General features: G+C 59.6%; 21 protein-coding genes and 1 tRNA gene. 19 read left to right on the plus strand and 3 right to left on the minus strand.

All coding sequences use genetic code 11. The features are described from left to right. Positions 1–117: 117 nt before the first annotated feature. The 3 genes from HUS57_RS03000 to HUS57_RS03010 all read left to right on the plus strand — a co-directional run bounded on the left by HUS57_RS03000 (position 118) and on the right by HUS57_RS03010 (position 2,902). On the plus strand, positions 118–477 hold the full coding sequence (locus HUS57_RS03000; RefSeq protein ID WP_173931450.1) for a DUF971 domain-containing protein: 360 nt from the start codon (positions 118–120) through the stop codon (positions 475–477). A gap of 206 nt (positions 478–683) precedes the next feature. Further along, positions 684–2,591, plus strand: coding sequence for a L,D-transpeptidase family protein (locus HUS57_RS03005; protein WP_173931451.1), 1,908 nt, complete (start codon positions 684–686; stop codon positions 2,589–2,591). 170 nt (positions 2,592–2,761) lie between these two features. Further along, positions 2,762–2,902, plus strand: coding sequence for a hypothetical protein (locus tag HUS57_RS03010; RefSeq protein WP_246727718.1), 141 nt, complete (start codon positions 2,762–2,764; stop codon positions 2,900–2,902). A 77-nt stretch (positions 2,903–2,979) separates the two neighbouring features. On the opposite strand, the gene HUS57_RS03015 is transcribed toward HUS57_RS03010, so the two are convergent. Further along, positions 2,980–3,054 (minus strand) — tRNA-Val (locus HUS57_RS03015). 53 nt (positions 3,055–3,107) lie between these two features. Beyond that, positions 3,108–3,803, minus strand: a complete 696-nt coding sequence (locus HUS57_RS03020; protein ID WP_173932247.1) for an HAD family hydrolase — start codon at positions 3,801–3,803, stop codon at positions 3,108–3,110. 132 nt (positions 3,804–3,935) lie between these two features. On the opposite strand from HUS57_RS03020, the gene rpiA reads away from it, so the two are divergent. The 4 genes from rpiA to HUS57_RS03040 all read left to right on the plus strand — a co-directional run bounded on the left by rpiA (position 3,936) and on the right by HUS57_RS03040 (position 8,236). Then, positions 3,936–4,649 (plus strand): ribose-5-phosphate isomerase RpiA, encoded by a 714-nt coding sequence (rpiA, locus tag HUS57_RS03025; RefSeq protein ID WP_173931452.1) that lies wholly within the window; start codon positions 3,936–3,938, stop codon positions 4,647–4,649. Between the two features lie 19 nt (positions 4,650–4,668). Beyond that, on the plus strand, positions 4,669–5,202 hold the full coding sequence (locus HUS57_RS03030) for a DUF2059 domain-containing protein (protein ID WP_173931453.1): 534 nt from the start codon (positions 4,669–4,671) through the stop codon (positions 5,200–5,202). Between the two features lie 112 nt (positions 5,203–5,314). Then, positions 5,315–6,697 carry a glutathione-disulfide reductase gene (gene gor, locus HUS57_RS03035; protein ID WP_173931454.1) on the plus strand — a complete coding sequence of 461 codons (1,383 nt, stop codon included), beginning with the start codon at positions 5,315–5,317 and terminating at the stop codon, positions 6,695–6,697. A 162-nt stretch (positions 6,698–6,859) separates the two neighbouring features. Then, a complete protein-coding gene (locus HUS57_RS03040; protein WP_173931455.1) occupies positions 6,860–8,236 on the plus strand; it encodes a 3-deoxy-7-phosphoheptulonate synthase class II in 1,377 nt (458 codons plus the stop codon). Between the two features lie 1,427 nt (positions 8,237–9,663). Here HUS57_RS03040 and HUS57_RS03045 read toward each other — a convergent pair. Next, positions 9,664–9,945 carry a transcriptional regulator gene (locus HUS57_RS03045; RefSeq protein ID WP_173931456.1) on the minus strand — a complete coding sequence of 94 codons (282 nt, stop codon included), beginning with the start codon at positions 9,943–9,945 and terminating at the stop codon, positions 9,664–9,666. A gap of 467 nt (positions 9,946–10,412) precedes the next feature. Between HUS57_RS03045 and rpsL the strand changes: the two genes are divergently transcribed. From rpsL to rpsC, 12 genes are all read left to right on the plus strand, one after another. Beyond that, positions 10,413–10,784, plus strand: coding sequence for a 30S ribosomal protein S12 (gene rpsL / locus HUS57_RS03050; RefSeq protein ID WP_173931457.1), 372 nt, complete (start codon positions 10,413–10,415; stop codon positions 10,782–10,784). Positions 10,785–10,840: 56 nt separating this feature from the next. After that, the gene (gene rpsG / locus HUS57_RS03055; protein WP_173931458.1) at positions 10,841–11,311 is read left to right on the plus strand and encodes a 30S ribosomal protein S7; all 471 of its coding nucleotides are present in this window, start codon (positions 10,841–10,843) and stop codon (positions 11,309–11,311) included. Between the two features lie 24 nt (positions 11,312–11,335). Beyond that, the gene (gene fusA, locus HUS57_RS03060; protein WP_173931459.1) at positions 11,336–13,426 is read left to right on the plus strand and encodes an elongation factor G; all 2,091 of its coding nucleotides are present in this window, start codon (positions 11,336–11,338) and stop codon (positions 13,424–13,426) included. Positions 13,427–13,485: 59 nt separating this feature from the next. Continuing rightward, positions 13,486–14,661 (plus strand): elongation factor Tu, encoded by a 1,176-nt coding sequence (tuf, locus tag HUS57_RS03065; RefSeq protein WP_173931460.1) that lies wholly within the window; start codon positions 13,486–13,488, stop codon positions 14,659–14,661. Between the two features lie 64 nt (positions 14,662–14,725). After that, positions 14,726–15,034 (plus strand): 30S ribosomal protein S10, encoded by a 309-nt coding sequence (rpsJ, locus tag HUS57_RS03070; RefSeq protein ID WP_007066362.1) that lies wholly within the window; start codon positions 14,726–14,728, stop codon positions 15,032–15,034. Positions 15,035–15,107: 73 nt separating this feature from the next. Beyond that, positions 15,108–15,839, plus strand: a complete 732-nt coding sequence (rplC, locus tag HUS57_RS03075) for a 50S ribosomal protein L3 (RefSeq protein WP_173931461.1) — start codon at positions 15,108–15,110, stop codon at positions 15,837–15,839. After that, positions 15,839–16,459: a 50S ribosomal protein L4 gene (gene rplD, locus HUS57_RS03080; RefSeq protein WP_173931462.1), complete on the plus strand. Its 621-nt coding sequence runs from the start codon at positions 15,839–15,841 to the stop codon at positions 16,457–16,459. The genes rplC and rplD overlap by 1 nt, the downstream gene beginning before the upstream one ends. Then, positions 16,456–16,749, plus strand: a complete 294-nt coding sequence (locus HUS57_RS03085) for a 50S ribosomal protein L23 (RefSeq protein WP_173931463.1) — start codon at positions 16,456–16,458, stop codon at positions 16,747–16,749. The genes rplD and HUS57_RS03085 overlap by 4 nt, the downstream gene beginning before the upstream one ends. A gap of 20 nt (positions 16,750–16,769) precedes the next feature. Beyond that, a complete protein-coding gene (gene rplB / locus HUS57_RS03090; protein ID WP_173931464.1) occupies positions 16,770–17,606 on the plus strand; it encodes a 50S ribosomal protein L2 in 837 nt (278 codons plus the stop codon). Positions 17,607–17,622: 16 nt separating this feature from the next. Continuing rightward, positions 17,623–17,901, plus strand: coding sequence for a 30S ribosomal protein S19 (gene rpsS / locus HUS57_RS03095; RefSeq protein ID WP_173931465.1), 279 nt, complete (start codon positions 17,623–17,625; stop codon positions 17,899–17,901). Positions 17,902–17,904: 3 nt separating this feature from the next. Further along, positions 17,905–18,294, plus strand: coding sequence for a 50S ribosomal protein L22 (gene rplV / locus HUS57_RS03100; RefSeq protein WP_173931466.1), 390 nt, complete (start codon positions 17,905–17,907; stop codon positions 18,292–18,294). After that, the gene (gene rpsC, locus HUS57_RS03105; RefSeq protein ID WP_173931467.1) at positions 18,294–18,995 is read left to right on the plus strand and encodes a 30S ribosomal protein S3; all 702 of its coding nucleotides are present in this window, start codon (positions 18,294–18,296) and stop codon (positions 18,993–18,995) included. Before rplV ends, rpsC begins: the two co-directional genes overlap by 1 nt. The last annotated feature ends 3 nt before the right edge of the window (positions 18,996–18,998 follow it).

An 18,998-nucleotide genomic window follows, 5' to 3' on the forward strand; every position in this document is an offset into this window, starting at 1 on the left:
CATGTGGACGGGAAAGCTCCATTTCAATCGGAGTCTAGCATTCGGTGCAAGCGCGCCGCAATGGTGGGCAGCGAACGCCTTTTCCGCCAACAGAACCGGCAGAGCAGGAGAGGAAAGATGAAGGCACCTGAGGAACTGCGCGTCTCGAAGGACCGCAGACTGCTCACAGTGCGCTTTTCGGGCGAGGCTCCCATGCCGCTTTCCGCGGAGATGCTGCGCGTTCTTTCGCCGTCCGCCGAGGTTCAGGGGCATTCTCCCGATGAGCGGGTGACCGTACCGGGCAAGAGGAACGTTGCAATCGCCGGTATCGAGCCGGTGGGCAATTATGCCGTGCGCATCATTTTCGACGACGGGCACCAGACCGGTCTTTATAGTTGGACCTATCTTGCCAGGCTTGGGAGAGAGCGCGACGCTTTATGGCAGGACTATCTCCGTGAGCTTGAAGAGAAGGGGCTGAACCGCGATCCGCTGTCTTGAGCGTGTAAAATTTCCGGATTGTAGCCCGGTCGGAGCGTCGTGGTAACGGAAGGTTTACCAACAGCTGAGGAACGGGGGTGGCCTCGCCTTCTCGTTGGTTAACTGAATCAGTATAAGTTTAGCGTACTGGATCTGGCAGTCGGTCACCATGTTGACAGGCAAGGCGGGTGATCCGCCACACGCTCATTAACAGCGGGGACAAGTTCATGTCTGGAAAGATTGCATTACGTGGCAGCCTTTCGGTTATGGCAGTCGCTGCCGGTTTATCAATGGCTGCTGTACCGGCCGCAGCCGAACAATATTTAATCGATCTCTTGTTCAATCAGCATCGCTCTGGCGGTCAGCCTGTCACGCAGGGTAGCCAGCGGCGCGAGGTTGCACCCCGTTCTGTTCCGAAGGTTACTGCGCCGCGGACAAGAGCGGCTGCGGTGCCAGCACCCAAAATATCCGCGCCATCCTACTATGATTACAAGCCGGACCCACTGGTGAAGGTGGGCTTCGGCGCGCTCTTGCAAGTGCTTTTTGCCGATGTGGCGGAAACCGGCGATGAGAAGGATCCTTTCCTGGAAGCGCTGCCAGAGCTTGCAGACCATGTGATGCTCGCCGAAAGAGAAATCGGCGAAGCGCTCGTTGCGCATTACTCCAGAGCGCCCGAATTCATCTGGGTTGACACTGACGGACCGAACGAGCGTGCCGCCTCCGTCATTCGTGTACTGGAGAATGCCGCTGGTTTCGGTCTTTCGGAAGCGGATTACCTTCTCCCTGTGCCTTCACCTGCTGCCGGTTCAAGCAAGAACCGAAGGGACAGGCTTCGCGAACTCATTCGTTTCGAAATGGCGCTTTCCACCCGCGCGCTGCGCTATGCACGCGATGCGAATACTGGGCGCGTCAACCCCAACAAGCTTTCAGGCTACCACGATTTCCCCACCAAGCCGCTGGACGAACAAGCCGTGCTTGGTGTCCTGGCGCGCACTCCCTCACCGGCTCGTTACCTTGAAGCCCTGCACCCCCAGAATGCGCTCTATGCCGAACTGCGTAAAGAATTGAAGGCGCTGAGGGATAGCGAAGAACGAGAGATAATCGTCGACCCGGAGACGTTCGTGCGACCGGGACAGAGTCATGCGGAACTCCCGAAGATCTTGCGGCTCCTGAAGAGTGAGAATGATCCCCAGTTCCAGACCAAGCATGGCGAGATCCTTGTTGCCCATGCGGGGAGCGAGTTCTATGCGCAGGAGCTTGTGCCCGTCATCAAGGCTGTGCAGCGCCTCTATGACCTCAACCCTGATGGCGTGATCGGGCGGCGTACCGTCGGCGCCATTGCCGGCGACAGCAAGGCCGTGCGCATCGAGAAGGTGCTGCTTGCGATGGAACGCCTGCGCTGGCATCCATCCCATCTGGGCAGCCGGCGCGTAATGATCAACGCTGCCTCCTTCAGCGCGCATTACATTGAAGGTGAAAAAGAAAAGCTATCAATGCGTGCCGTGGTCGGCACGCGCGCCAACCAGACCAATTCCTTCTATGATGAGATCGAGTACGTCGAATACAACCCTTATTGGGGCGTCCCGCGTTCGATTCTTGTCAATGAGAAGCTGCCGCGATTGAGACAGGACCCCGGTTACCTGGATCGCGCCGGCTATGAGGTGGTCGATTCGCGCGGGCGGCGTGTTTCTTCTGCCTCGGTGGATTGGTGGCGCTATGGCGCCAACATTCCTTATAACGTGCGCCAGAAACCCGGCCCGAGCAACGCGCTTGGGGAAGTCAAGATCATGTTCCCGAACAAGCACGATATTTACATGCACGACACGCCGGCCAAGAGCCTGTTCAGCCGCGATACGCGCGCCTACAGCCACGGTTGTGTGCGCCTGCAGAACCCGCGGGAAATGGCGGCCGCAGTACTCGGTACCTCCGTGAACGAAGTCGGCCGCCGGATTAGCGAAGGGAGGAACGCGCGACAGAACGTGCCGCAGAAAATTCCCGTCTATGTCAGCTATTTCACGGCATGGCCGGAGCCTTCCGGCAGTGGCGTCTCATATCATGATGACATCTATGGCCGGGATGACGCCCTGAAGAAGGCCCTCGCCAAGGTTGAAGAATTGCGCGCCGCGGGAAGCTAGCGCGCTGCGTGCTTAGGGCAGATCCTTGCAACTGCTCGATCAATGGCACGGTGCCTGATGCAGTGGTTCGCACCGCTGGCCGTGCCAACGGACGTGACTGCCGTAGCATGCGCGCAAATAGACCTGGCCGGGAACCTTCGGTTTCGGCTTGCTTGCCGCCTCCTACAAGGATGTCTGTCCTATGTGTCGATGAGGCCGAAGCCATGGGCGTGTCGATGGTAGCTGGTGCCGTGGTGCGTCAAATGCTGGTCGTGACGCTGGCAAAATACAGAGTCCAGTCCGATTTCACGCCGATCACCCACGTCGTCTAGGAATGGACGGGGGCGGCAGTGCGCAGCCAGCGTTCAGGTGAACGCGCCTGAAATTTGCGATCCCAAGTCATTGAAAATGGTGGGCGCGACAGGGATTGAACCTGTGACCCCACCCGTGTGAAGGGTGTGCTCTCCCGCTGAGCTACGCGCCCGCCCGGCTCATGAGCCGAACGAGCGGCGATATAAGGGTGGCGTGAGGGTGAAGTCAAGCGGCCGGCTTGTCCGCTGCTGAGCGGATGAGCGTTTCAGCAAGTTCGACGGTCATTTCGTCAAAATGCGAGATGACGCGGCTTGGCTCCAACTCGTGCAACGGCCGGTCCGTGTAACCGAATTCCACCGCGACGACGGGGATTCCGGCTGCCTTTGCCGTGTCAATGTCGGTGCGCGAATCGCCCACCATAACCGCGCGCTCCCGGTCGCCTCCCGCAAGCTCAATGGTGTCGAGAAGATGGCGCGGGTCGGGCTTACGATGTGCAAAGGTATCTGCGCCGCAAATGGCCGCAAAACTATCCGCCATTTCCAGGGCGCCAAGAAGCTTCCGGGATAGCCCCTCGAACTTGTTGGTACAAACGGCGCAAAGAAAGCCTGCTTTGCGGAAGCGGCTGATTGTGTCCAGCACACCGGAAAAAGGGCGGGAGCGGCCGGGCATTCTGGCGCTGTAATCCTCGAGAAAGAGCCGCTGCAATTCATTGAGCTGTTCTTTGGTCAGCGCACGTTTATGGGCGGCAAAGGCGCGCTCGATCATGACGCGGCTGCCGAAGCCGACAAACCGGCGGACTTCGTCGGCAGAAACCTCTGGCATCTCCACTGTGCGCAAGCAGTGATTGAGGCTGTCGAGCAAATCCGGGGCGGTGTCGATGAGCGTGCCATCCAGATCGAAAACGATAATTGGTGAAGCCATAGCAAATCCTTCCTTAGCAAAGGCGATAGCCATTACGGTGCGCCTATTCAAGCTATGCGTTGATTGCGCGATGGTACGAATTGCGGGACGCGACGAAACGAGTTAGACAGCGCACAAACTGGCGGGACAGGAATGGAAACCGATCCGAACATACTCAAGAGCGAGGCGGCACGCGCCGCGCTTGATCTCGTTGAAGACGGTATGAAACTTGGTATTGGCACCGGCTCGACGGCTGAGGCATTCGTGCAGCTTCTTGCCGAACGGGTCGCACGCGGGCTGAAGATCGTAGGCGTGCCCACCTCGGAACGTACCGCAATCGTCTGCGGGCAGAACGGCGTGCCTCTTACGACGCTGGACGAGACACCGGAACTCGATCTTACGATCGACGGTGCCGATGAGATTGGCCCGGACCTTACCCTCATCAAGGGGGGAGGGGGAGCATTGCTGAGGGAGAAGATCGTTGCCGCAGCGTCGCAACGCATGATCGTCATTGCGGACGAAAGCAAGATCGTCGAGGCTCTCGGGCGCTTTCCTCTGCCCATCGAAGTCAATCCTTTCGGGCTTCGCGCGACCATGATGGCCATCGAGAAGGTGGCGCAAAACCTCGGCATGTCATGTAAAATTGCCCTGCGCGAGGCGGGCGGAAGCCCCTTCGTGACCGATGGTGGTCATCTCATCGTTGATGCATCATTTGGCCGCATTCCCGAGCCAAGACCGCTCGCAGTTGCGCTAAACGCCATACCGGGGGTTGTCGAACACGGGCTTTTCGTCGGGCTTGCCGGGTCGGCCATCGTGGCGGGAAGAAGCGGCGTGCGGACATTGGATGCCAAAGCTGGACGTAATTAGAAACGGAGTGGATGGAGAGATGATTTTCACCAAACGCGTTCGTGTGATCGCGCTGACTGCCGCTATGGCGCTGTCGGTGCTTTCCGCGCCCGGCGCAGCCCAGGAGATATCGGCAGAACACCTGCGGGCGGCACGCACGGCTATAGATGCCATCAATGCAACGGACGAGTTCGACGCCATCCTCCCACAGGCCGCCCAGGGCCTGAAGGGCGAGTTGATCCAGCAGCATCCCCATATGGAAGAGCTCATCAACAAGACCGTGGATGAAAAGGCAATAGAGTTGGCAAGCCGCCGCGCCGATCTTGAGCGGGAGGCCGCGCTTGCATATGCGCGCGTCTTCACTCAGGAAGAACTGGAACAGATTGCCGCCTTCTACAACAGCGAAGCAGGCAAGAAGCTTCTCAGCAGCGGTCCGGCGGTAACGCGTGAAGTCTTCCAGGCGGCTGAAATCTGGCGTCGGGGCGTCGTTCGCGATCTCTCCTCCAACGTACTCGACACCGTTCAGCAGGCGGTGGCCGCCGACAAGCCTGCTGCGCAGGAGTCCAGCCAGTAGGAATTGATGTGCCCGCTGATGAGAATTGGAGCCTGGACTTTGTGCCGGCCTTCCAATCTTCTCGCCAGCATCATAGCTGGAAGAGACAACAACGTTAGCGGGCAGGTGCGGCATGGCTGAATTTGATCTAGACCTCTTCGTCATTGGTGGCGGCTCGGGTGGCGTTAGGGCAGGGCGGCTTGCTGCCGCAATGGGCAAGCGCGTGGGCGTTGCCGAGGAATATCGCTTTGGCGGAACATGCGTGGTTCGAGGATGCGTGCCGAAGAAGCTCTTCGTCTACGCCTCGCAGTTCACGGAGCATTTCGAGGACGCGACCGGCTATGGCTGGAGGCTGGGCGAGAGGCACTTTGACTGGCCAACGCTTGTCGCCAACAAGGACCGCGAGATTGCCCGTCTGGAGGGGCTTTATCGCACAAATCTTGAAAAGGCGGGCGCCCTTACCATCGAGGGCCGCGCCGTGTTTGTCGATCCGCATACGGTGGAGGTCGCAGGCAAGCGATTCACGGCAGAGAAGATCCTCATCGCCACCGGTGCAAGGCCCAATCCGCACGAGGCGCTCCCCGGACGCGAGCATTGCATCACATCCAACGAGGCTTTCCACCTTGCGGAGTTGCCGCGCAGCATCGCCATCGAAGGGGGGGGGTATATCGCCGTTGAATTCGCCAACATCTTTCACGGACTCGGCGTGGAAACGACGCTCATCTATCGCGGCAAGGAAATCCTTTCCCGCTTTGACGGCGATATGCGGCGTGGCCTGCACGAGGCGATGGAAGCCAAAGGTATCCGCATCATCTGCCAGGATATCATTCAAAGGGTCGAAAAGCGCGCCGACGGGACGCTCGAAGCCACTCTGAAATCTGGCGGTATGGAGACGTACGACCAGATCATGCTCGCTATCGGCCGCGTGCCCAACACCAATGGGCTGGGGCTCGACGCCGCCGGTGTGGAAACGGGTGTCAGGGGCGAGATCCTCGTGGATGAATATTCCCGGACGAATGTCGGGCACATCTGGGCCATCGGCGATGTAACCGACCGGGTGCAACTCACCCCGGTCGCGATCCATGAGGCCATGTGCTTCCTTGAAACAGCCTTCAAGGACAATCCGACCAAGGTCGATCATGCGGATATAGCCACGGCCGTTTTCTCGCAGCCGGAGGTAGGTACCGTTGGACTTTCGGAGGAGGCGGCTGCAGAACGTTTCGAAGAGTTGGAGATCTATCGCGCCAGCTTCCGTCCAATGCGTCATACCCTTGCGGGCCGGCATGAGAGGACGATCATGAAGCTGGTGGTGGACGCCGCTTCCCGCCGCGTCGTGGGCGTTCACGTGCTTGGACCGGACGCCGGGGAAATGGCACAGCTTTTGGGCATCTCCATCAAGGCGGGCGTGACGAAGGATTTTTTCGACAGCACGATGGCAGTTCATCCCACGGCCGCTGAGGAGCTTGTCACCATGTATCAGCCGACCTATCGCGTGCGGAACGGGGAGCGGATCTAAAGCTTTCGAGCTTCTGTCGCTCGAACATGGCAGAACGGCAATGGCGGAGCCTTGTTGAGCCTCGCGGCCATTTGCAGGGTAGTATATATAAGAGGCTTCGGTTAAATAACCGCGTTCCGGTAGGCATGTTGCCGGCCGGACTTTCAGGTTACAGGTGCTAAGATGACAAAGTGGTCGCCGGGTTCGTGGAGGAGCAAACCGATCCAGCAGGTGCCGTCCTATCAGGACAAGGCAGCGCTGGCTGAGGTGGAGGCGCGCATGGCCACCTATCCTCCTCTGGTCTTCGCCGGCGAAGCGCGGAAGCTAAAGAAGCAGCTTGCGGCGGTGGCCGAAGGACAGGGGTTTCTGCTTCAGGGCGGAGATTGTGCAGAGAGCTTTGCCGAGCACGGCGCCGACAACATCCGCGACTTCTTCCGCGTCTTCCTTCAGATGGCCGTGGTGCTGACCTTCGCGGGCGCTCAACCCGTGGTGAAAGTAGGGCGTATAGCCGGACAGTTCGCTAAGCCGCGCTCATCGGATATGGAAGAGAAGGACGGCGTGTCGCTTCCCTCCTACCGCGGCGATATCATCAATGGCATCGACTTCACGGAAAGTGCGCGCTCGCCCGACCCTGCACGACAGGAGATGGCGTACCGGCAGTCTGCCGCCACGCTCAATCTTTTGCGTGCTTTCGCGCAAGGCGGCTACGCAAATCTGGAGAACGCGCACAAGTGGATGGTGGGCTTCATTTCAGGCAGCCCCCAGGGCGAGCGCTACAGCGCGCTGGCCGACCGCATCACCGAGACGATGGATTTCATGCGCGCCATCGGCATCAGCGCGGAAAGCCATCCTTCATTGCGCGAAACGGATTTTTACACGAGCCATGAGGCGTTGCTGCTTGGCTACGAAGAGGCGCTGACGCGCATCGATTCCACCACCGGAGAGTGGTACGCGACCTCCGGCCACATGATCTGGATTGGCGACCGTACACGTCAGCCCGATCATGCCCATGTGGAATATTGCCGTGGGGTGAAGAATCCGCTGGGCTTGAAATGCGGGCCAACGCTCGATCCGGATACGTTGCTGAGGCTTCTCGATGTCCTCAACCCGCAGAACGAACCCGGCAGGATGACGCTAATTGCTCGGTTCGGCGCGGAGAAAGCTTCCGAGCATCTCCCGAAGCTCGTCCGGGCAGTCGCGCGCGAGGGACGCAAGGTGGTCTGGTCGTGCGATCCCATGCATGGCAACACCATTTCTCTCAATGGTTACAAGACCCGACCGTTCGATCGCATTCTGTCGGAAGTTCAGACCTTCTTCGACGTGCACCATTCGGAAGGAACTCACCCCGGTGGCATTCACGTCGAGATGACCGGCAAGAACGTGACTGAATGCACCGGAGGCGCGCGGGCAATCTCCGCCGACGATCTTTCGGATCGCTATCACACCCATTGTGATCCGCGGCTCAATGCGGACCAGGCTCTGGAGCTTGCCTTCCTGGTCGCGGAGCTTTTGAAGAAGGATGCGGCAACCAATCCGGAAAAGAGGGCTGTTGCAGGCTAATCCAACGTGACGGGAAAGGGGCAAGGATGCTCTTGCTCCTTCATCGAGCGGCCGCTGATTGGCATCTTAGCGCAAGGTGCAATCGCTTCAGGATTTCATTGAAAGCTGAATGATCGAAGTCGTTATTCTTAGTGAGCCAGGATTTCCAGGAGTTTCACCTGGTCGCTCGCTGAGGAGATGGATGCTGCTTGCGCGCAGCTAGCTTACACCTCGGCGAGAGTTTCTGATCCGGTAATTGCACTGCTTCCATATTTGTCCTGGTGCAAGGAAGCTATTGTATTTTCCCGGCCACTTTCCGCCTGACGACTTCAAGCGCCAGCGCGTGTTGCTCAGGCTTTTCCGCAACCCGTCAGGTCGGGAATCGGATTTTCCAATTTCTCGTGCATTTGAGAACGCGATAATTTCATCGCCATTACTTGAAGTTGGAGATTTCATATGCCTGGAAAGATCGATCAGGCTTCCAAGACATCGGGAGCCAGCCATCGTCCTGCGCCAGCGGTCCCATCGTCTTCCCGAAGGTTTACGGTGCAAACTGTCAGTAAGGCGAGGCGGTCAGAAGAAACCGCCCCTTCTTCAAGTGCCGCTGTCTATGTTGCGGGCACAAGGAATGCAGCTTTGAGAGCTGGCTTCAACTCCAACGGCCAGAAGACGAACATAAATTGGGGAAAAGATCGGCCGGGGCCCCAGCGTTCTGAAGCCTCGCAAGGGAGCGCTGCTAGAGCCGGACGTATCCCGCGGCAACAAAAAATTCAGGCGGCCAAAGCCCTGTTGGCGAATCCACCCAGGTCTACCGACGTCATCTATGCGGAAGTACCGAAAAAGGCCTGGCACGAGCGAGGGTACCAGCGGACAGCCACGGTCCAATGGACCAATGTCCCCAATTTACCCGACCCTGTGCGCGCGCATGTTCACTATAAATGGGAGTTCAGCCATTGGGCGCGCTATGCCGGTCATGCGTGGATAGTCAATGTGGGGGGATGGCGAATGCCAACCCCGAAGGCTGTCGTGAAGATGCTGCCTAAAGATCCACCCGACAAGCATTTCCATCCATAACGGAGAGGACGAAGCCAGCTGTTGCTAATGCATTATTGTCGCCGGAGGAATCACCTAAACCGACGATACCTTCATTCGACCGGAGGGTGGCAAGGCCGGTGGCGTTCAGCGGGTGAGTCTACATTCATGCTTGCTGTTACAACGTCATCTCGCCCGTGTGCGGCAAGCCTCATGGACGTTGCCGCTGTCGGGCAAGGCACGGGAAGCATATGCGAAATCGTTCTGCTGGGCGTATGCAAATGGATGCAGCGGCGCATGCCGACACCTGCTAGCAATCGGCTCCGTCAATTATCCTGAGGCGGCTATTGTTCACCTCACTCCCAAACCTCTCGATCGCGCTGTTGCCGGCTGGTGGGCGCGAGGCCAGACGGCGTTCAGTTCGCCTCGTCGAAGGTCACGATAGCGATCTCGCCCTCCGTAGCGCCTTGCCAGGCAGAAAGGTGTGGCTCCTCGTCAGGCGCACCCTCTATTTCGCCGATCTGATCGAGCTCTGCCTCCGCATAACCTTCCTGAGCCAGCGCTTCGAGCGCGAGCCTTACCGCCGTATCGTCGTCGGGGGCGACAAGCATCACATGTACGCCCTCGCTCGGCGAGCCCTGCTCGCGCCATACACGCCCGGTAATGATCGTAACCGACCGTTCCTCATTGTCGTTCATGTGATTCTTTCCTGTTGCGCGGAATGCTGGGCATTCGCATCATGGTGGCATTTATGGCTGTCGAATAACAGGGCAAGGGTCTGGAAATGAAGCTGCCGCGGCCCCATATGGGACGCGATAACGACCTCAAGCGGCATTTTGACCGTCCGGTTGCAGGGTTTGGCAAGTTTATTGCTGGCTCAGACTTGACGGAGTTGCCGCTTGCGCGTATTACGCCGCCCACGTCTGAGCCTATGTGAAGCCATTCTTTCCGAAAGCGACGCGCTTTGGAGTTCGGCTTCAAACAGGGCTCGTTTAAACGAGCGACAGACTTCCGGGGCAAGAAGCGGCTTCCGCTTCCTCTGCATATTTTCGGGCAGGACCGCAGGATGGCGGTTTTGAGTGCCCGAATTTGCCGTTAGAAAAGCGCTTCGTGCGAACGGGGCCGTAGGGCTCGGGATAGAGATGGGAAACCAAGGGAAGGTTTGATGCCGACCGTAAGCCAGTTGATCCGCAAGCCGCGCAAGGCGCCGGTGAAGCGCAACAAAGTGCCCGCCATGCAGGCCAATCCCCAGAAGCGGGGTGTCTGCACGCGCGTCTATACGACTTCGCCGAAGAAGCCGAACTCGGCCATGCGCAAGGTCGCCAAGATCAGGCTTTCTAATGGCTTCGAGGTGATCGGCTATATTCCGGGTGAGGGGCATAACCTTCAGGAGCACTCCGTGGTGATGATCCGCGGCGGGCGCGTGAAGGACCTTCCCGGCGTGCGCTATCACATCATTCGCGGCGTGCTCGACACCCAGGGCGTCAAGAGCCGCAAGCAGCGCCGCTCCAAATACGGCGCGAAGCGTCCGAAGTAGGGTTTTCGGCTTTGGCGCTTTTCTTGGCGCCGGCCAGAAGGTGAGAGACGAGAAAGATGTCCCGACGCCACCGTGCAGAGAAGCGCGAAATCAACCCGGATCCGAAATACGGGGACGTGGTTGTCAGCAAGTTCATGAACGCCATCATGTTCGATGGCAAGAAGTCCGTCGCCGAGCAGATCGTGTACGGCGCGCTGGATCAGGTGCAGGAGAAGACCAGGCAGGAGCCGGTCGCCGTATTCCATCAGGCGCTTGATAATGTCGCGCCGCATGTGGAAGTGCGTTCGCGCCGTGTTGGCGGGGCAACCTATCAGGTGCCCGTCGACGTGCGGCCGGAGCGCCGTCAGGCGCTTGCCATCCGCTGGCTGATCGCGGCGGCCCGCAACCGCAACGAGACGACTATGATTGAGCGTCTGTCCGGCGAGTTGATGGATGCATCCAACAATCGCGGCACTGCTGTGAAGAAGCGCGAGGATACGCACAAGATGGCCGAGGCCAACCGTGCGTTCTCGCATTACCGCTGGTAGCGGTAGGAAGAAAGGTTACCCACGATGGCCCGCGAATATAAGATCGAAGATTACCGAAATTTCGGTATCATGGCGCATATTGACGCCGGTAAGACGACGACCAGCGAGCGCATCCTGTTCTACACGGGTAAGTCGCATAAGCTCGGCGAAACCCATGACGGCGCTGCTACCATGGATTGGATGGAGCAGGAGCAGGAGCGCGGCATCACCATTACGTCCGCTGCCACGACGACCTTCTGGCAGGGGCGTGACGGGAAGCGGCGTCGCTTCAACATCATTGATACGCCGGGGCACGTGGATTTCACAATCGAGGTCGAGCGCTCCCTTCGTGTGCTCGATGGAGCCATTGCGCTGCTCGATGCCAATGCCGGCGTAGAGCCGCAGACAGAGACCGTTTGGCGGCAGGCGGACAAGTACGGCGTGCCGCGCCTTATCTTCTGCAACAAGATGGACAAGGTCGGCGCGGACTTCTTCCGCTCCGCAGAGATGGTCAAGACGCGCCTCGGCGCCGTGCCTGTGATTATGCAGCTCCCCATTGGTGCGGAAGCTGATTTTGCAGGCGTGGTCGATCTGATTGAAATGAAGGGGCTCGTCTGGCAGTCGGATAATCTCGGCGCTGCCTGGGACGTGGTTGAGATTCCGGAAGATCTCAAGGCGCAGGCCGAGGAGTATCGTGAAAAGCTCATCGAGGCGGCGGTCGAATTAGATGAAGCTGCGATGGAGCGCTATCTGGAAGGTGAGATGCCTTCCAATGACGAGATCCGTGCTCTTATTCGCAAGGGCACCATCGAGGTAAAGTTCTTCCCGATGTTCTGCGGTTCCGCCTTTAAGAACAAGGGCGTGCAGCCGTTGCTTGACGCGGTGGTGGATTTTCTTCCCTCGCCGGTGGATGTGCCGCCGATCAAGGGCATCGATCCCAAGACCGAGGCTGAGACAGCTCGCCGGTCGTCGGACGATGAGCCGCTCTCGATGCTCGCCTTCAAGATCATGAACGATCCCTTCGTGGGCTCGCTCACCTTCTGCCGCATCTATTCGGGTGTGCTGAGCAAGGGTGTTTCACTGGCCAATACTGTCAAGGGCAAACGCGAACGCATCGGGCGCATGCTTCAGATGCACTCCAACTCGCGTTCGGATCTTGATGTCGCCTATGCGGGCGATATCGTGGCGCTGGCCGGCCTGAAGGAGACCACCACCGGCGACACGCTTTGCGATCCGCTGCAGCCGGTAGTTCTCGAGCGTATGGAGTTTCCGGAGCCGGTTATTCAGATCGCGATCGAGCCGAAGACGAAGGCGGACCAGGAAAAGATGGGCATGGCGCTCAATCGCCTGGCTGCTGAGGATCCGTCCTTCCGCGTCCGCTCGGACGAGGAATCCGGCCAGACGATCATCGCCGGCATGGGTGAGCTTCATCTCGACATCATCGTCGATCGTATGAAGCGCGAGTTCAAGGTGGAGGCCAATGTCGGTGCGCCACAGGTGGCCTATCGTGAAACGATCACCAAGGTGGCTGAGGTCGACTATACCCACAAGAAGCAGACCGGCGGTTCCGGTCAGTTTGCTCGTGTCAAGATCGTCTTCGAGCCGAACCCCGAGGGCGAGGAGTTTGTCTTCGAGTCCAAGATCGTCGGCGGTGCCGTGCCGAAGGAGTACATTCCTGGCGTGCAGAAGGGTATCGAGAGCGTCCTTTCCTCCGGACCCATTGCCGGTTTCCCCATGCTCGGCGTGAAGGCGACGCTTTCGGACGGCGCCTATCACGACGTCGACTCCTCGGTGCTCGCCTTTGAAATTGCTGCTCGTGCGGCTTTCCGCGAAGGTGCGCAGAAGGCCGGCGCTCAGCTTCTCGAGCCGATCATGAAGGTGGAGGTTGTGACGCCGGAAGAATATGTGGGCGACATCATCGGCGACCTGAACTCGCGCCGCGGGCAGATCCAGGGCACTGAGGCACGTGGCATTGCGACCGTCATCAACGCCATGGTGCCTCTTGCTAACATGTTCAAGTATGTCGACAATTTGCGCTCGATGTCTCAGGGCCGCGCGCAATACACGATGCAGTTTGACCACTATGAGCCGGTCCCCAGCGCTGTTGCGCAGGAGATCCAGAAGAAGTTTGCGTGATCGCCGTTAAGGCGCACCATCAGGAAGGCCGCCAAGGCAAGGCATAACGGAGACCTCACATGGCCAAGGGTAAATTTGAGCGGACGAAGCCGCATGTGAACATCGGAACGATTGGTCACGTTGACCACGGCAAGACGTCGACGACGGCTGCGATCACGAAGTTTTTTGGAGAGTTCAAGGCTTACGAGCAGATTGACGCTGCTCCTGAAGAGAAGGCTCGCGGCATCACGATCTCGACGTCTCATGTGGAGTATGAGACGGAGAACCGTCACTATGCGCATGTGGACTGCCCGGGTCACGCCGACTATGTGAAGAACATGATCACGGGTGCGGCACAGATGGACGGTGCGATTCTTGTTGTTTCGGCTGCCGATGGTCCGATGCCGCAGACGCGGGAGCACATTCTTCTTGCGCGCCAGGTTGGTGTTCCGGCGATTGTTGTGTTCCTGAACAAGGTTGACCAGGTTGACGATCCGGAGCTTCTTGAGCTTGTCGAGCTTGAGGTTCGCGAGCTTCTGTCGAGCTATGAGTTTCCGGGCGACGACATTCCGATCATCAAGGGCTCGGCGCTGGCGGCGCTTGAGGGCACGAACAAGGAGATCGGCGAGGATGCGGTCCGCGCGCTGATGAAGGCGGTGGACGAGTATATCCCGACGCCCGAGCGGCCGATCGACCAGCCGTTCCTGATGCCGATCGAGGATGTGTTCTCGATTTCCGGCCGCGGCACGGTTGTGACGGGGCGCGTTGAGCGCGGCATCGTGAAGGTGGGCGACGAGGTTGAGATTGTTGGCATCCGCCCGACGACGAAGACGACGGTGACGGGCGTTGAGATGTTCCGCAAGCTGCTCGACCAGGGTCAGGCGGGCGACAATATTGGTGCGCTTCTGCGCGGCGTTGACCGTGAGGGTGTGGAGCGCGGCCAGGTTCTTTGCAAGCCGGGCTCGGTGACGCCGCACACGAAGTTCAAGGCCGAAGCTTATATCCTGACGAAGGAAGAGGGCGGCCGCCACACGCCGTTCTTCACCAACTATCGTCCGCAGTTCTATTTCCGCACCACGGATGTGACGGGCATCGTGAAGCTGCCGGAGGGCACGGAGATGGTGATGCCGGGCGACAATGTGACGGTGGATGTGGAACTGATCGTGCCGATCGCCATGGAAGAGCGCCTGCGCTTTGCCATCCGCGAGGGCGGCCGCACCGTCGGCGCCGGCATCGTCGCATCCATCACCGAGTAAGAAGCAGGCTTTCGGGACGCGGCGCGGCAGACGCCGCGCTGCGATCCGAACGAGGAACTGACAGATGAATGGACAGAATATCCGGATCCGGCTTAAAGCGTTCGACCATCGGGTGCTCGACGCCTCGACGCGCGAGATCGTGTCCACGGCTAAGCGCACCGGCGCCAATGTCCGCGGTCCGATACCGCTGCCCACGAGGATAGAGAAGTTCACGGTAAACCGCTCGCCGCATATCGACAAGAAGAGCCGTGAGCAGTTCGAGATGCGCACGCACAAGCGTCTTCTCGACATCGTGGATCCGACCCCACAGACGGTGGATGCACTTATGAAGTTGGATCTGGCCGCCGGTGTCGATGTCGAGATCAAGCTGTAGGGCGGAAGACAGGGTTTAAGGACCCCGCGGGCCGAGAAGCCGGCGGCGGGAAGTCTGAAAGGAAATCGAACCGATGCGTTCAGGTGTTATTGCACAGAAGATCGGGATGACGCGCGTCTACAACGAGGCGGGTGAGCATATCCCCGTCACCGTGCTGCGCATGGAAAATTGCCAGGTGATTGCGCAGCGGACGCAGGAGAAGAACGGCTACACGGCCGTTCAGCTCGGCGTCGGGCTTGCCAAGGTGAAGAACACACCGAAAGCGCTGCGCGGTCATTTCGCTGCCGCGAGCGTGGAGCCAAAAGCCAAGCTGGCGGAGTTCCGCGTGTCCCCGGACAATCTGCTCGATGTGGGCGCGGAGATTACCGCCGATCACTTCGTGCCCGGCCAGAAGGTGGACGTGACGGGCACCTCCATCGGCAAGGGCTTCCAGGGTGTCATGAAGCGCCACAATTTCGGTGGCGGCCGCGCGACCCACGGCAACTCCATTTCGCACCGCTCGCATGGTTCGACCGGCCAGCGGCAGAATCCGGGCAAGGTCTTCAAGGGTAAGAAGATGGCCGGCCATATGGGGCATGTCCGCGTAACCACTCAGAATCTCGAGGTGGTATCCACCGATACGGAACGGGGATTGATTCTCGTGCGCGGTGCGGTGCCGGGCTCAAAGGGGGCTTGGATCATGGTGCGCGATGCGGTCAAGGCGCCGCTGCCGGAGAATGCTCCGGTTCCAGGTGCCTTCCGTGCGGCAGGTAATGGCAAAGCCGCGAAGGCCGAAGAGGCCGCCGCCAGCGAGGGGACAGAATAATGGATCTGAAGATTACCACGTTGGCAGGCGAGGACGCGGGGAATCTGAAGGTCTCCGAGGAGATTTTCGGACTGGAGCCGCGCGAGGACATCCTCCAGCGGGTCGTTCGCTGGCAGCTTGCAAGGCGTCAGCAGGGCACCCACAAGGCGAAGGGACGCTCGGAGATCGCGCGCACCGGCGCGAAAATGTACCGCCAGAAGGGCACGGGGCGCGCGCGTCACTCGTCGGCCCGCGTTCCGCAGTTCCGCGGTGGTGGCAAGGCTCACGGACCGGTGGTTCGCGGCCACGCACATGACTTGCCGAAGAAGGTGAGGGCTCTTGGACTGAGGCATGCCCTTTCAGCGAAGGCGAAAGCGGAGAATCTGATCATCGTCGACGAGCTTTCCGTCACGGATGCCAAGACCAAGACGCTTGTGGAAAATTTTGCCAAGCTTGGCCTTCAGAACGCGCTGATGATCGGCGGTGCGGAGCTAGACCCCGGCTTCAAGCGTGCGGCTGCGAACATTCCGAATATCGACGTGCTGCCGATCCAGGGCATCAACGTTTATGACATTCTGCGCCGTGGGACGCTGGTTCTCAGCAAGGCGGCGGTCGAGGCTCTCGAGGAGCGGTTCAAATGACGGATCTACGCCACTACGACGTGATCGTGAGCCCCGTGATCACTGAGAAGTCGACGATGGCCTCGGAGAATAACCAGGTTATCTTCAACGTGGCCCGCAAGGCTACAAAACCGGAAATCAAGGCGGCGGTGGAAGCGCTGTTCAACGTCAAGGTCAAGGGCGTGAACACGCTGGTTCGCAAAGGCAAGGTGAAGCGTTTCCGCGGCACCATCGGAAAGCAGAGCGACGTCAAGAAGGCGGTCGTAACGCTGGATGAAGGCCATTCGATCGACATCGCGACGGGTCTTTGAGAGGCCGCAGGGACTAGGATATGGCACTCAAGCACTATAAACCGGTCACTTCAGGCCAGCGGCAGCTGGTGATCGTAGACCGTTCCGGTCTTCACAAGGGCAAGCCGGTGAAGGGACTTACCGTCGGCTTGTCGTTCAGGGGCGGGCGCAATAATCACGGGCGCATTACGGCGCGCTTTCAGGGTGGCCGTCACAAGCGCACCTACCGGCTGATCGACTTCCGCCGTCGCAAATACGACGTCTCCGGCGTCGTGGAGCGGCTGGAATACGATCCGAACCGGTCGGGCTTCATCGCGCTGGTCCGTTATGATGATGGCGAGCTGTCCTATATCCTTGCGCCGCAGCGTCTGGCAGTGGGTGACCGTGTTATCTCCTCGGAGAAGCAGGTGGACGTGAAGCCGGGCAATGCGATGCCGCTGTCCACCATGCCTGTTGGCACGATCATCCACAATGTGGAACTGAAGCCGGGCCGGGGTGGCCAGCTTGCACGCTCGGCAGGCGCTTACGCCCAGCTCGTTGGTCGGGACCAGGGCAGAGCGATCATCCGGCTGAACTCTGGTGAGCAGCGGCTCGTCCCCGGCGCTTGCATGGCGACGGTGGGCGCGGTCTCTAACCCTGAGCACGGCAATGTCAGCCTTGGCAAGGCTGGACGCAAGCGGTGGCTCGGCAGGCGCCCGCACAACCGCGGCGTGTCCATGAACCCGGTCGATCACCCGCATGGCGGCGGTGAGGGCCGCACTTCGGGCGGACGCCATCCGGTGTCGCCGTGGGGTAAGCCGACCAAGGGAATGAAGACCCGCTCCAACAAGGCGACCGACAAGTTCATCATGCGCTCGCGCCATCAGCGCAAGAAATAGGAAAGGTTAGGGAACCGTGTCCCGTTCAGTCTGGAAAGGCCCCTTCATCGATGGCTATCTCCTGAAGAAAGCCGAAAAGGTCCGTGAGAGCGGGCGCAAGGAAGTCATCAAGATGTGGAGCCGCCGTTCCACTATCCTTCCCCAGTTCGTGGGGCTGACCTTCGGCGTCTACAACGGCCAGAAGCACATTCCCGTGCTCGTCACGGAAGAGATGGTGGGCCACAAATTCGGTGAATTCGCTCCGACCCGCACCTATTACGGCCACGGGGCGGACAAGAAGGCGAGAAGGAAATAAGAAATGGGCAAGGCCAAAGCGCCGCGCAAGCTTCAGGATAACGAGGCGCGCGCGGTCCTGCGAACCATCCGTGTTAGCCCGCAGAAGTTGAACCTCGTTGCCGCTATGATCCGCGGCAAGAAGGTTGCCGCTGCTCTGGCGGATCTGGAGTTTTCTCGCAAGCGCATCGCGGGCACGGTGAAGAAGACGCTGGAATCGGCAATCGCCAACGCGGAGAACAACCACGATCTGGATGTCGATTCGCTTGTCGTCGCTGAGGCCCATGTCGGAAAATCTATCGTCATGAAGCGGTTCCGAGCGCGTGGCCGCGGCCGCGCCAATCGCATTGAGAAGCCGTTTTCCCACCTGACGATCGTCGTTCGGGAAGTTGAAGAGCAAGTGGAGGCCGCCTGATGGGCCAGAAAGTCAATCCGGTCGGACTCCGGCTCGGTATCAACCGCACGTGGGATTCCCGCTGGTTTGCGGACAATGCCGAGTATGGAAAGCTCCTGCACGAGGACATCAAGATCCGCAACTATATCGAACGCGAGCTCAAGCAGGCCGCGATTTCGAAAGTGGTGATCGAAAGGCCGCACAAGAAGTGTCGCGTGACTATTCATTCGGCGCGTCCGGGGCTCATCATCGGCCGCAAGGGTGCGGATATCGAGAAGCTGCGCCGCAAGATCTCGCAGATGACGGAAGCGGAGACGCATCTGAATATCGTCGAGGTCCGCAAGCCGGAGACCGATGCAACGCTTATCGCGCAGTCAATCGCGCAGCAGCTTGAACGTCGCGTTGCTTTCCGTCGGGCGATGAAGCGTGCCGTTCAATCGGCCATGCGGCTGGGTGCAGAGGGTATCCGTATCACCTGTTCCGGCCGCCTGGGCGGTGCCGAGATTGCTCGCGTCGAGTGGTATCGCGAAGGCCGCGTGCCGCTTCATACGCTGCGGGCCGACATTGATTACGGCACAGCCGAGGCCGAGACCGCTTATGGTCTGTGCGGCGTGAAGGTGTGGGTCTTCAAAGGCGAGATCCTGGAGCACGATCCGATGGCTTCGGAACGCCGTGCGGTCGAGGGCGAGCCCGCTGGGCAGCGCCGTCGCGAGACGGCCTGAGCC

Source organism: Chelativorans sp. Marseille-P2723 (assembly GCF_902809845.1).
In the GTDB taxonomy this organism is placed as follows: Bacteria; Pseudomonadota; Alphaproteobacteria; order Rhizobiales; family Rhizobiaceae; genus Chelativorans.